Source organism: Arthrobacter sp. MYb221 (assembly GCF_002979835.1).
GTDB lineage: Bacteria > Actinomycetota > Actinomycetes > Actinomycetales > Micrococcaceae > Glutamicibacter.
In genome coordinates this window covers 307426-321461 of sequence record NZ_PCPW01000003.1, presented here as the reverse complement: position 1 = coordinate 321461, position 14036 = coordinate 307426, and the positions used below count along the sequence as shown (strand labels likewise).

Here is a 14036-nt window from a genome sequence, read left to right as displayed (position 1 = left end):
CAAACCATCGCAAACCTGTGAAGGATAGAAGTGGAGGCACCCGATGCCGGCATACCCTCAGACCGTTGATTTTATCGCCGCGGATGACATCCCGGTCCGTATCGTACGTTCGAGCAAACGAAAGAAGACCATCTCCTCGCAATGGCGCGAGGACCGGTTGGTCGTTCAGGTGCCCGCGGCGCTGAATGAAAGCACGGAGCGCGCATTCGTGGACGAAATGCTCAAGAAATACCGCCAGCGTAAGAGCCGACAATCGGCGGCCATCACCGAGGACTCGTTGATGGAACGGGCCACATATTTGGACCTAAGGTATCTTGATGGGCTGGCTAATCCGGTATCGGTGCGTTGGGTCAATAATCAAAATAAACGGTGGGGCTCTGCCACCCCAATCCAGCGGACCATCCGACTTTCCGCCAAACTGAAGTATGCCCCGAATTGGGTGCAAGACTATGTTTTGGTCCATGAGCTAGTCCATTTGGCAACGCCGGGCCAAGGGCACGGAAAAAGGTTCCAGGATCTGCTGGACCGGTTCGAAAGAAGAGCCGAAGCGGACCAGTATCTCGCCGGATTCAGCGCAGGTTTCCGCGCACATGCCAAAGAAAACGGACAGACCGATACCGAAACTGGCGGGTTTGACGATCTCGACGACAAGTGACCTGCGATTTTGAGGTCCGCTCCAACGAAAAGTAGGGGGTCCAAGCAGCTTGAGCTGCTTGGACCCCCTACTTACATCAGAGCTCTTAGTTAGTTCTTCGGATCGTCTGGATTAGAATCCTCAGGGTTTTCGACTTCAGGTTCCGGCTTATCGAATCCGCCATCGAGTAGCTTGCCTAGCGCGGCGTCAAACTCGTCATATTCAGATGCAGCCGACTCTCGGCGCTTGGTAAAGCCCGCCGGCTCGCTGAGATCTTCGGCCGTAGGCATCAAATCGGGGTGGTCCCAAATAGCATCTCGGCCTTCGGTACCACGTTCCTCATGGAGGTGTTCCCAGAGGGCGGCAGCCTCACGAAGCTTGCGCGGACGCAGTTCCAAGCCGACCAGCGAAGCAAATGCTGATTCAGCAGGACCACCAGAGGCACGGCGACGGCGCATGGTTTCTCGAAGGTGAGCCGCGAATGGCAAGTTGGCGGCCGCGAGCGACACAACGTGGTCGACCCAACCTTCGATCAGTGCCAGCGTCAGTTCGAGATTTTCAAGTGCCTTTTCCTGCTGGCCTGTGCGCTCTGGCGTAAACAGCCCTTCGCCGAGCAGTTCCTGCAGGTTCTCCGGATTTGACGGATCGATGCCGCGAACTGCTTCTTCGACACGTGACATATCGATATGAATGCCACGTGAGTAAGACTCGACCGCTCCGATGAGTTTCGAAGAAAGCCATGGAACCCGATTGAATAGTCGCGCATGAGCGTGCTCGCGCAGAATCACGTAGAGCAGCACTTCCTGCTCAGGGATTTCCAACCCCTCGCCAAAGTTGGCAACGTTGGCGGCGACCAGGCCGGGTGTCGTTCCTGCCAGGGGCAACCCGATATCGGTGCCTCCAAGCACATCCTTGGCTAAGCCGCCTAGGGCAGTTCCCAGCTGCATTCCAAACATGCTGGAACCAAGATTTCGGAACATCGCATCGGAGTTGCCGAGCATGCCCTTCATCTCTTCTGGGATTTGGTCCTTCATTGCGCTGGTGATTGCACGGGTCACGGATTCGGCCACCGGTTCGGTGACCTTCTTCCAAACACCCAAAGTTTTGTCGTACCAGCGTTTGCGAGTCCAGACTTCGGTAGCTTCGCCCTTGGACTCAAAAGCCGTGGCGTTATTGAGCCACAGATCGGCCAGATAGGAAGCGTCGACAATGGCGCTTTTGCGCGAGTCAGAAACTTCGGGGTCTTCACCGGCATAGGACTGAAGCGCGGTATCCGAAGCAAGCTTCCAATTCACCGGCCCTTCAGAGGCATTGTTCTGCATCATTGCCGACATCATTGCTTGTGCCTGCTGCATCATTTGCTGCATAGCGGCGGGATCCTGTGAACCCATCGCTTCGCGAAGCTGAGGCGGGAGATCGTTTGGGTCGAAACTGCCACCGAAGAGCTGTGAGAACATCGCTGACATTGGATCCTGCGGATTGTTTTCGTCGTCGTCACCGTCGGGTCGGTTATTCGGAGGGTTCTGTGCCATGTCATTAAAAGTACCCCCTACGCCTGAGAGTTCACATCGATGCAAGCCTGAGTTCGCTTTCGGCACATCGAATACTCCTTATAGCTGATGAAGTTCTGCATGGGCTTTCAGTAGGCTAGAGGGGGTGGCGTTTGTGAAAGCGCCCCTGAAATATTTTTGAGCGGCGGGAGCAAGGTCAGTGCACGAACAGGAACCATCATCCACGAAGGGCGCGAGCCCGAATTTGGGTACGCAAGTTCCTGGTTCCAAGCCCGTGAAAACCACGATCGCAGGGACACTAGCCCTGCTGTTGGTTGGTCTGATCCTCTTCTTACCCACCAACTTTGTCGTGCGCACACCTGGACCAGTGCTGAACACGCTGGGGGAGTACGAGGGCAAGGAGCTCATCACCATCGACGGTGCCAAGAGCTTTCAGTCCAACAGCATTTTGGACATGACGACCATTTACGTTCAAGGCGGTGGGCAGAATCGGGTGTCAACCCCGGTGATTCTCGAAGCGCTATTTAATCCGAACAAAGATATCGTCCCGGAAGAGACCATGATTCCGCGTGGAGTTACTAGCGAAGAACGTGGCGCGGCCAACGATTCGATGATGGTTTCTTCACAAGAATTGTCGATTGCAGCAGCCATGAATGAGCTGGGGCACGAATATTCCACTTGGTTGGAAGTCGCGGATTTCTCCACGGATACCAATAGGGATTCATTAAAGCCAGGAGATAGGTTGCTGGGGTTCGAAGGGAAACCAGTATCCAACTTGGAAGACTTGAAGGCAGACCTCAATGAGCGTGGAGATCAGCCAAGCACGATGACGGTTCGCAGGGCCTCCGGTGAGGGTGAGCCGAAGGAGACTGAGGTCAGCGTCACCACGTCAGCCAATGCAGAAGGCTCTCGCCAGCTTGGGGTCTACTTGAGCACCGCCTTTGATTTTCCCATCGACGTGAAATTTGGCGTGGAAGAGGTCGGAGGCCCGAGCGCCGGCATGATGTTCGCCTTGGCGATCATTGATCGGTTGACCGAAGGATCGCTGGCCGGAGAGAATCACATCGCCGGGACCGGAGAGATTACCGCCGAGGGCAAAGTCGGGCCTATCGGAGGGATTGCCCAGAAGATGGTCGCCGCGAAGGCAGATGGTGCGACGGTCTTCCTAGCGCCGTCAGAGAACTGCTCGGATGTACAAGGACGAGTGCCGAACGGGCTGCATGTCGTCAAGGTGGGCACGCTGCATGAAGCACGGCAGGCGCTGACAAAAATTGAGCAAGGAGCCGACCCCACCACGTTGGAATCCTGCTCATAGATCCACTCGACACCGTTCATACAACTTGGTGTCTGAAGCTTAGTAAGTACAGTGATAGATATACGAGTTCTGGCGTTAGCAAAGGCGTGCGGGACATTTAGGTAAGGAATGAATAGTGTCATACGGATCGGATAGTCCGTTCGGGGGTCCACCGAGACCCCAAGGGCCGCAACAACCTTCTAAGCCCGCAAATAAAAAGGCGTCTCCACTGACGCTGACGGTATTTGCGGTGGTCATCTTGGTGGCCGTGTTTGTCTTCCTCTCGAACTTCTACGCAGATATCCTCTGGTTCAATCAGCTGGGATTCTCGGAAGTCTATTGGACCGAGCGCATCGCCAAACTCATCATCTTCTTCATCGCGTTGGTCTTGATGGCCGTGCCGATGTGGTTCTCTATGCGCAGCGCGTACAAGCATCGCCCTGTCTACGCACCGGAGACGAGTCGTCCAGACTCCATGTCCCGCTACCAAGCGCAGCTCGAACCGGTTCGCCGTTTCCTCATGATCGGCATTCCTGCAGTGGTGGGTTTGTTCTCAGCCATCGCGGTAGCCGGACAATGGCAGACCATTATGTTGTTCCTCAACCGGGTTCCATTCGGATCCACCGATCCGCAGTTCAATATGGACCTGGGATTCTTTATCTTCACCCTGCCATTCATCGGATTGATCACCGGATTCTTGATTTCTGTAGTTCTGCTCGGCGGAGTTGCAGGATTGCTAACGCATTATCTCTACGGTGGCATTCGCGTTGAAGAACGTGGCGGCATCACGGTGGGCAAGGCTGCCCGCGTGCATACCGCAGTGGTCGTGGCAGTGTTCTTGCTACTCCAGGCTGTCAATTTCTGGATCTCTCAGTACGAGACGCTTAACAATCAGTCCGGGCGCGTAGCCGGTGCACTGTACAAAGACGTTCACGCGGTTATCCCTGCACGGATGATTCTGGCAATTGTCGCAATTCTGATCGCAGTTACCTTCGTGATTGCGGCGTTCAACGGTCGCTGGCGCTTGCCACTGATTGGTACCGCAATGCTCGTGGTGACGATGATTGTCGCCGGCGGCGTTTACCCATTCCTGATACAGCAGTACCAAGTGGTTCCTTCGCAGCGTACGTTGGAACGCGAATATATTGATCGAAATATCCAGATGACGCGTGAGGCCTTTGGCTTGGACGATGTCGAAGTCACTCCGTACGACGCCAAGGTCAGCACCGAGAAGAACGCGTTGGCTAAGGAAACGGAAACAACGGCGAATATTCGCTTGTTGGACCCTAACTTGGTTTCTGCCGCATTTGCGCAGCTGCAACAGTTCCGTGGGTACTACACCTTCCCTGAAACTTTGAATGTTGACCGCTACGAAATTGACGGAAAAGTCGAAGATACGGTTATCGCCGCACGTGAAGTCAACGTCAACCCCAATGACACCTGGGTGAACCAGCACATTACCTACACCCACGGTTACGGGCTGGTTGCTGCTTACGGTAACCGCGTAGCTGCCGGTGGCCGCCCCGACTTTATGCTCGGAGGCATTCCGTCCACCGGTGATTTGATCACCGAAGAAGAATACGAGCCGCGCATTTACTTCGGTGAGAACTCTCCTGAGTACTCGGTAGTTGGCGGTCCGGAAGGCTGGACCGATCAGGAGCTTGACCGTCCAAGCGCTGGTGGCGAGGGCGAAGACACCCGCTACACCTTCCAGGGAGAGGGCGGCCCTAACGTAGGCAACCTGTTCAACCGTGTGGTGTTTGCGTTGAAGTTCGCTTCTACAGACCTATTGCTCTCCAACGCGGTCAACGATGAATCACAGATTCTGTACGACCGTAACCCGCGCGATCGCGTGAGCAAGGTAGCCCCGTACCTGACGCTCGATTCCAGTGCCTACCCGGCAATTATCGATGGGCGAGTCAAATGGATCGTCGACGGCTACACCACCTCAAATGATTTCCCCTATGCACAGCAGCAGCAGATTGAATCGGCTGTTTCCGACTCGCTGACTAACGCTTCAGATTTCGATCGATTGTCGGGTCGCGTGAACTATATGCGTAACTCGGTCAAGGCTACCGTTGACGCCTACGACGGCAAGGTTGATCTGTACGCGTGGGATACCGAAGACCCAATCTTGCAGGCTTGGCAAAAGGTCTTCCCAACTGCCGTCCAGCCGCTGGATAACATTTCCGGTGATCTGATGGAGCACGTGCGTTACCCGGAAGATATGTTCAAGGTTCAGCGCGAAGTCCTCACGACTTACCACGTTGATGACCCCGACGCGTTCTACGAGTCCAATGACGCGTGGGCGGTGCCGGATGATCCGACCTCTTCAACTCAGGGAGTGAAGCAGCCTCCTTACTTCCTGTCATTGAAGATGCCAACTCAAGATGCGGCATCGTTCTCGCTGACTTCCACCTTCATTCCACAGGCAGCAGCCAACGGGCAACAGCGTAACGTGCTGTTCGGCTTCCTATCAGCGAATGCAGACGCGGGCAGTGAAGATGGCGTGAAGACAGAAGACTACGGCAAGCTTCGCTTGTTGGAGCTCCCTCGCGATACGGCTGTACCTGGCCCAGGCCAGGCACAGCAGAACTTTGATACCAACCCACGTGTGACCACAGAGTTGAACCTGTTGCGCCAGGGTGCTTCCGAGGTGAAGAGCGGTAACCTGCTCTCGCTGCCAGTCGGCGGCGGTATCCTCTACGTTCAGCCGGTATATGTTCAGTCCTCGGGCCAGACCAGTTACCCAACCTTGCGTAAGGTGCTAGTTGCCTTCGGTGACCAGGTTGGCTTCGCGAATACGCTCTCAGAAGCTCTCGACGAGGTCTTTGGTGGCGATTCGGGCGCCGTAACCGGTGAGAACGGTGATGGTGCGACACCAGAAGAACAGCCGGGGGAGAGCGAACAGCCTACGCAGTCTGAAACCCAGAAGCTAACGGATGCTCTGGATGCGGCAAATGCCGCGATCCAGAAGTCTGACGAAGCTCTGAAGGCTGGCGACTTCGCCACCTACGGCGAAGCACAGAAGGAACTTCAGGAGGCCCTGAGCCGTGCCTTGGAAGCTGACGCTGCCATCAACGGCGAAGCTGCCCCGGAAGGTGAAGTACAGACTAGCTCCGAAGCCCCGGAAGCTCCGAGCGAGTCCGCTGAGCCTAACGACGCTAATAACGGATAGTCATGTTCGTAAGCTGAACCCCCGATTTGCATTCCACTCCGCGATGATGAAGAATAGTCTAGTCATCGCGGGGTGGAGCAGTTCGGTAGCTCGCCGGGCTCATAACCCGGAGGTCATAGGTTCAAATCCTATCCCCGCCACTTATGGGACAAGTCGAGAATGATTCGGCGATGACCAAGCAAAATCCCCCAGTCTTCGGACTGGGGGATTTTGCTTTTCTGCAGCTTAAATAGGGATCCTCTTTTCAACGCTCCGTACGCGCCCGAATGATGAATTTGGGTACGCGATACCAAGGGAAGGGCTAAGCTGGGATCGGCGGCAAGCTCACCGCCGCGCAGCGGTGCGGTGACGCAATATGCACGAATGAGGAAGCACCTCTGGTAGGTCCCTAATCCGCGGCACAGGCCTTGGCGGTTCGTGGCCCCATCGTTCCGGTTCATTGGTTGAGGCTGAACCCTAAGCAGGTACGAAGCTAGAAGCTAGTTGCGCCACGCTATAGGCCTTCGCATTCAACGGATTGACTCTCCGCAGCGACCAGCGGGCAAGCAGCATTTTCCGTAATGTACCCATGCAAGGCCGAATGCGGTGCGGCCGATCAGCGGCAGCTTCGAGCAAGAAGCAGAAACTTTTAGAGCAACTTCCCGGGCTTAGATTCGCCTTGTGACTAAGGACATGTCAGCTCAATTAGGCATGAGGTTTACTAGTTGGTAATGTTGTATTTACCGACGCGGGGTGGAGCAGTTCGGTAGCTCGCCGGGCTCATAACCCGGAGGTCATAGGTTCAAATCCTATCCCCGCCACAGAGAAAAAGTGGAGATCCGAATGGATCTCCACTTTTGCTTTAAGCCATGAGCTGGTGATCCGGCATCGTTACCGGGGAGTAATTCCGCCAAGCCAGGGGGCCATAACGCGCCGACCAGCGTTCAAGACTTCGAAACGGGCATGATCCGGACTTCGAAAGCAAGCTGCGTGAGGTCCAGAAACCCCGAACTCGCCTGATTGTGGGTAGATTCTTCGCTCCTACGGATAGTTCTATGCCGACATGCTTTTGCCCGAGGGCGCATGTGGTGGCCGGGGCCTTCGGCTTCGCCGGCGAGCCTCAAGCCTTATTCGACTAGCTGAGGATTCGGCGAAAACTACACGCTATTTGCCGACTAAGGGCTCACCTGCCGGCGCGATGCGATGAACTGAGGAAATCAATCTCAGTTGGGGGTAGTGGCTGCAGGGTCAATTGATCTGTCCTGTGTTCTGGAATCATAGGACGGTGGGCTGCGCCGGTCTAGCGCTATTTCTTGAAGCCTGAATTTAACGTCAAGAAAAGTGTTGGGCTTGGCTACTCGGATTAGCTCTCATTCAATGAATTCCATTTGGCAGTTGATCCGCCCCAGGAAGTCCGCGTTCAGATCAATTTTTAGTCACCATAATCGATCTCCGATCCATGCATTGAGAACCGTTGATTTTCGCCGCTTAGGCCGACATGGCACCACTGTGATGTACGACATGGCCCCTCAATTCGCCATACGGTTTACGAGTTGGTAATGTTGTATTTACCGACGCGGGGTGGAGCAGTTCGGTAGCTCGCCGGGCTCATAACCCGGAGGTCATAGGTTCAAATCCTATCCCCGCCACAGAGAAAAAGTGGAGATCCGAATGGATCTCCACTTTTGTTTTAACTCATGGAACTGAACGAAAAGAAGGGCGCCGGAACGGAAATATCATTCTGACCCGGCGCCACTATTCATTTCGGTGAGCTTAGCTCTCCAAGGCTCCGGTCTGGTTGGCCTTCAGAGCCGCCAGGCGAGCCTCTACCTCAGTCTGTTCACCAAGATCCTCCAAGGACTCAAACTGAGCGTCCAGACTCGACGAGGCGAGTTCGGAAGCACCGATCACCTTTGCCTCTTCACGGCGAATCTTTTCCTCGAACCGGCTGATCTCGCTGGTCGGATCCATGAGGTTCACGGACTTGACGGCTTCGTTGACCTGGTTCTGTGCATGGGCAGCTTTGGAACGAGCGATCAACTCGTCGCGCTTGCTGACAAGTTCAATGCGCTTTTCCTTCATCTGGTTCAAGCCGGTCTTCAGCTTCTCAACGATTTCACGCTGCGAGTTGATGGTTGGGTTGGCGGATTTCATCTCGCTTTCGGACTGCATCTGACGCTGGATCGCTACCTTGGCCAAATTATCAAATTTGGCGGCGTTGGCTGAGTCAGCAGCTGCGCGGAATTCATCAGCCTTATTGGAAGCGGCGAGTGCTTTGGTGCCCCACTCAGTGACCGCCTGTTCGTCCTCGCGGTAGTCATCTTCCAACATGCGCAGGTTGCCAATGGTCTGCGCCACAGCCTGCTCGGCTTCGGCAATGTTGTCGGTGTAGTCGCGGACCATCTGGTCCATCATCTTCTCAGGATCTTCGGCTGAATCTAGGATGGCGTTGATGTTGGCTTTTGCCAGCTGGGCAACGCGTCCGAAAAGTGATTGCTTGGTCATGGTTGGACCTTTCTATACGAAATAGTGCTGCTGAAATTTGCGTACTACTTGGGATAAACCGCGTATCTCTAGAAACTGCCGCCGGCTCCGCCTCCGAAGCCTCCACCACCTCCGCCGCCGCCGAACCCGCCGCCGAAGCCTCCGCCACCGCCGCCAAAACCGCCGAAGCCTCCGCCGCCGAAGAATCCGTCGTCACCGCCGTGATTGCCTCCGCCGCGGTTACCGCCGCCGAGTAGCGAGTCAATCAAGATGCCGCCGAGAACGGCTCCGCCGATCCCGTCAAACATACCGCCACGACCACGGTTTCCGCCGCCGAAGCCGCCCAAACCACCATCGCCGTCGAAGCCGTTGACATCCTGCTCAGCCATGCGTGCTGCCTGGTCTGCCAGCTGCACTGCCCGCTGCGCGGCAGCCACCGCTTCGGTGGGGCGCTGTGCCGCTTGGCTTAGTGCCTGATCATAGGAGCGCTGCGCTTCGGCCAGACGAGTACGGGCCGAAGAACGTACGCCGCCACGGCGGGCACGAATGTAGTCTTCCGTTCCCTGAATGCGCGATGCCGCCGTATTCAACAGTGACTGAAGCTGATCGCGCGCCACCCGGTCCTGCTCGGCTCGGTCGCGTAGCGTGCCCAAGGCGGTGGCTAGCGGTTTAGTCGATTCGTCGAGGGCCGAGATCAAGGCCAATGGGTTGTGCTTGCCACCGCGCAATGCCTGCTGGATGTTGCCTAGGGTGCTTTCTACCCCGGCGATGGGACCTGCAAGGTTCGGCTGAGTGCCGTTGGCAACTAGCGCCTTAGCCTGCGCCAGATCCCTGGCGGCCATGGCGACAGCTGACTCCAAATCGGCATCTGCTTGGCGCAGCGAGGCCGCCGATTTGGTGATAGCTTCGAGCAGTACTTCGGCTTGGTCATGAGCTTCTTCAGCATTCTGGATGAGAAGTGCCGCGCCGGAGCGATCCGTATCGAGCTTCTCGCGCGCTTGCTTCAGCACTGAGGCTGCGAACGTTAGTCGTTCCGAAGCTTGCTCGGCGTTATCGGTAATCTGCGAGACGGCGCTGTCATCGTATTTCGAAGTCAGTCCCTCAAGCTCGGACACCCGTTGGGAAAGCCGCTGGGCTAGCGGTTCCTTTTCCGCAGCAACCTCATTGATTCGGGACTCTGCGTTCTGTTCCAACTGGCGAAGATTTTTGAATTCGGCGGCGTGCTCTTGCAACGTGTCATTGACTTGTCCGCACCGATTGATAATTTCACCGAGCCATGAACGTTGCTCTTCTTCGGTGTCGGGGATGTGATCATCGAGCTGTTGCTGCAGTCGGAAGGACTCAACCAGATGGGTCTTGGCCTCGATGAGGTCCGTAGAAAAGACCTTGATGGCATCTGGGCCGTACTGAGCTTCAGCGAAACCGAGTTCTTGCTCAGAAGATCGTATGGAATCGTCTGCCGCGACCAGCAACTGGTCAGCCTGCAAACGTAGCTTATCCAGCGACTCAAGCTGCTGGGGCTGATGACCGTTGAGATTGCCGTGGTTCTGCGGTAGCTGGTTGGTCTTCTTCTTGCTGCGCCGCGATAGCATCACGTAGGCGCCCACTGCCACGCCGCCAACAAGCAACAGAACCCAGAAGATGCCGCCACCGGAGCCGGACGAGCCGCTAGCGCTGCCCCCCTCGGATACATTTGCGATGCCCTCAATAGCGCCTTCAGCGGCTCCTGCCCAATCTAGTTGGCCGAGAGCCGGAGAGATATGTTCTGAGTAGATCTCTTGAGCCGAGGCATTCAGCGGCCCATTTTGATCGCCGGCAAACCGCGCTTGCTGCTGATCTGTGGCTACGACCAAAATCGCATCCGAGCTGCCCATATTTTTCGTACTCGCAACTTCTTGCATCCATTGGCTAGGATCCGAGGGATTGGTGAATTCATCGACGTAGACAACAAAGAGACTGATTCCAGTCTCGTCCCGAAGTTCTTTAATATCGTTTTCGAGATTGCTTTCATCGCCACCGAGCACCTGCGCGTTGTCGACAACGAAGTCGCCAGGTGGAATGGTGACAGGGGGCTCTGCAAATGCTGGTGCCGACGCTCCCAGCGATAATGCCGCCACCGTTAATGCTGCAGCAGTGACTCGCCGCGCTTTGGAAATCATTGTCGTCCTCACCTGAATTACCGAATCGAACTAATAATTTGACCACTCGTCCGACCACGTTTACCTGCGACTACTTTCACAGCTCAATTTGATTCTATTTGCACGGCAACACAGCGTCCATGCTATTCCGCTGCCAGAATAGTTAACTCACAGCTTGCGCAAAGTCATCCCTCGCAACTGCCACAGTTCGACCCTGAATAATAAGACTCAAGAGATCCGATATTCGAAAGAGGCATGAAGATGAGCCAGACACCGGATGAACCACGAAATAAAAATATGGGCGAACCCGAACAGCCGAAGGATATCGCCCAGACTCCGGAGCATGCGGAGGAACCTCGCGTGAATCTCCCGGAGCCGCAGTCGTCGTCGGATGCCGGCGAGACACGTAGCTATAACCAGGTAAGCCCCGCGTCCAGCCCGGAAGAGCAGCAGACCGACGTTTATTCACGTGCCCATTACCCCACCGAGCAACAGCCGGCCACCGGGGTCTACGGTCAAGGATCCACCGAGCACGCTTCGCAGTCCGGACCGTCCTATGCCGCCGGAGCATATGGCCATGCTGAACAGCAACATTCAAACTACCCAGTTCCGCCAGAACGTGCACCGAAAAAGAAGTTCGCCGGCAGCACGCTGATCGCGGGCATGGTCGCTGCGGCACTTATCGGTGGTGTGACCGCTGCCGGCACCACATACTTCATGGCCGGCGGGAATGATTTGGGCGGTTCCTCGGTGCAGACCCCACAAAACGGTGTGGTGATCAACAATCCAAAGTCCGTCACAGAGGTTACCGCTGCGGCAGCGAAAGCATCGCCTAGCGTGGTCACCATCGAAGCTTCCGGTAGCGGGTCTAGCGGTTCGGGCTCTGGAATCATTCTGGATACCGAAGGTCATATATTGACCAACACGCACGTGGTCACTTTGGGAGGAGAAACCGGCGACCCAACGCTTACCGTTCGCTTGAGCGATGGCAAGGTGCATCAGGCAACGCTCGTTGGCACCGATCCGCTCTCAGATCTTGCGGTCATTAAGGTTGATGTGCCGAACCTCGTGCCCGCGACCTTGGGGAAATCCTCCGAGCTAAACGTTGGTGACACCGCGGTAGCAATTGGCGCGCCATTGGGCCTGAGCGGAACCGTGACCGATGGAATTGTCTCCACGCTCAACCGCACTATTTCGGTGGCATCCTCCGCAGTGCCGGAACAAAACGCGCAGGATGAGGGCGAGGACGGCGGAAGCCAGTTCAACTTCCAATTCCCAGGCATGCCCGAAGGGCAGGACCAGTCCGGGCAAGGCTCGATCTACATCAACGTGATGCAGACCGACGCAGCGATTAACCATGGAAACTCCGGTGGTGCGCTGGTAAATAACAAGGGCGAAATTATTGGCGTGAACGTCGCCATTGCTTCTGGTGGAGCCGGTGGTGAAGATTCGGGTTCGATTGGCGTCGGGTTCGCGATTCCTGTGGATTACGCTCAGCGTATCGCTCAGGAACTGATCGCCAATGGTAAAGCCACCCACGGTCTGCTGGGCGCAACGGTACAAGCGCAGGGCGCTTCGACTGGATCGAACGCTTCGCAGTTCAGTGTCGGTGCAGCGATCCGGGAGATCTCACCGAATTCGGCGGCCGAGGAAGCCGGTTTGAAATCCGGAGACATCATCACCGGCGTCAACGGACGCGCAATCCAGGATTCCCAGACCTTGACTGCCGCAATTCGAGAGGTGCCAGCTGGCGGCAAAGCCGACATCACCTACACGCGGAACGGTGCCGAAAACAAAGTCTCAGTGACGGTTGGGTCTCTGGAATAGGCCAAATAGATCCAAGAAAAGTGACGTGCCGCAGGATCCTGCGGCACGTCACTTTTGGTTTTGGCCCAAAAATCGAGGTACGCCGAGGATCTCGATACGATAGAGAACAACACTTCAGCCCGCGGTCTAAGACCAATTTTCCAAACGAAAACTATAGGGCCACGAAACGCCTTGCCAATACCCTGCCCTCGGCAGCCACAGAGATTTGACGATGCTAAGCATGATTGATCCGAACAAATTCATTAACTCAGCTACCCAGCGGGTGCTGGCTTTTGCAGCGCACCCCGACGATTTGGATTTCGGCGCAGCCGGAACCGTAGCCGCAATGACCGCCGCGGGGATAGAGGTGCAATACTGCATCATGACCGATGGCGACGCTGGAGGTTTTGACGACCGTGATCCTGCCGAGACGGTTCGCTTGCGCCACGAAGAGCAACGCGTTGCGGCAGCCCGAGTTGGTGTCAGCACCGTGCATTTCATGGGAGAGCGTGACGGCTATCTAGAGCCAAGCCACGACGTCATGCGTCAGGTGGTTCGACTGATCCGCCAGGTGCGCCCGCAAATAGTTATGGCCATGCACACCGAACGAAACTGGGACCGCATTCAGCGCTCACACCCGGACCACCTTGCCTGCGGCGAAGCGGTAACCCGGGCTATCTACCCGGCAGTCGAAAACCCGTTCGCCTACCCGGAGCTGCTCGCGGAAGAAGGACTGGAAGCCTACAAACTACCTTGGCTTTGGTTATATGGAGCCCCCAAGGAACGCGAAAACGGCTTTGTGAACATCACCGAGTTCTTTGCGCAGAAGATGGATGCTTTGCGAGCCCATTTCACCCAGCACCCCGACGTCGGGGCGATGGAGAAATTTGTGCTCGAGCAGTGCCAAGCGAATGGCGTACGCGCGAATATGCCTTCCGATGAGCTGGCTGAAGGCTTCCACCTCGTGGCCGTGAACGCCGATGACACGATCGCAGGATTCTGACTTAACTAC

The 14036-nt window shown here is 56.1% G+C and carries 8 protein-coding genes and 3 tRNA genes; 8 read left to right on the top strand and 3 right to left on the bottom strand.

Features of this window, described 5'->3' with window-relative positions; genetic code table 11:
- Window positions 1-43 precede the first annotated feature (43 nt).
- Window positions 44-655 (top strand): M48 family metallopeptidase, encoded by a 612-nt coding sequence (locus CQ015_RS05970; protein WP_105552999.1) that lies wholly within the window; start codon window positions 44-46, stop codon window positions 653-655.
- Window positions 656-744: 89 nt separating this feature from the next.
- Here CQ015_RS05970 and CQ015_RS05965 read toward each other — a convergent pair whose 3' ends face one another.
- Window positions 745-2166: a zinc-dependent metalloprotease gene (locus CQ015_RS05965; protein WP_096284615.1), complete on the bottom strand. Its 1422-nt coding sequence runs from the start codon at window positions 2164-2166 to the stop codon at window positions 745-747.
- 253 nt (window positions 2167-2419) lie between these two features.
- Here CQ015_RS05965 and CQ015_RS05960 point away from each other — a divergent pair, with 253 nt between their 5' ends.
- The 5 genes from CQ015_RS05960 (at window position 2420) to CQ015_RS05940 (ending at window position 8245) form a co-directional block, all read left to right on the top strand.
- A complete protein-coding gene (locus CQ015_RS05960; RefSeq protein WP_096284617.1) occupies window positions 2420-3460 on the top strand; it encodes a PDZ domain-containing protein in 1041 nt (346 codons plus the stop codon).
- Between the two features lie 115 nt (window positions 3461-3575).
- A complete protein-coding gene (locus CQ015_RS05955) occupies window positions 3576-6617 on the top strand; it encodes a UPF0182 family protein (protein WP_105568851.1) in 3042 nt (1013 codons plus the stop codon).
- A 66-nt stretch (window positions 6618-6683) separates the two neighbouring features.
- A tRNA-Met gene (locus tag CQ015_RS05950) sits at window positions 6684-6757 on the top strand.
- 586 nt (window positions 6758-7343) lie between these two features.
- A tRNA-Met gene (locus CQ015_RS05945) sits at window positions 7344-7417 on the top strand.
- 754 nt (window positions 7418-8171) lie between these two features.
- Window positions 8172-8245: transfer RNA gene (locus CQ015_RS05940), tRNA-Met, on the top strand.
- Window positions 8246-8369: 124 nt separating this feature from the next.
- Here CQ015_RS05940 and CQ015_RS05935 read toward each other — a convergent pair.
- Entirely contained in the window at window positions 8370-9101 is a 732-nt protein-coding gene (locus tag CQ015_RS05935) for a PspA/IM30 family protein (RefSeq protein ID WP_096284621.1), read from the bottom strand.
- A gap of 68 nt (window positions 9102-9169) precedes the next feature.
- Entirely contained in the window at window positions 9170-11239 is a 2070-nt protein-coding gene (locus tag CQ015_RS05930) for a TPM domain-containing protein (RefSeq protein WP_105649575.1), read from the bottom strand.
- 240 nt (window positions 11240-11479) lie between these two features.
- On the opposite strand from CQ015_RS05930, the gene CQ015_RS05925 reads away from it, so the two are divergent.
- Together CQ015_RS05925 and CQ015_RS05920 are read left to right on the top strand one after the other, a co-directional pair.
- Window positions 11480-13045: a trypsin-like peptidase domain-containing protein gene (locus CQ015_RS05925; protein WP_255248376.1), complete on the top strand. Its 1566-nt coding sequence runs from the start codon at window positions 11480-11482 to the stop codon at window positions 13043-13045.
- A gap of 220 nt (window positions 13046-13265) precedes the next feature.
- The gene (locus CQ015_RS05920; RefSeq protein ID WP_105552468.1) at window positions 13266-14027 is read left to right on the top strand and encodes a PIG-L deacetylase family protein; all 762 of its coding nucleotides are present in this window, start codon (window positions 13266-13268) and stop codon (window positions 14025-14027) included.
- Window positions 14028-14036: the final 9 nt, after the last annotated feature.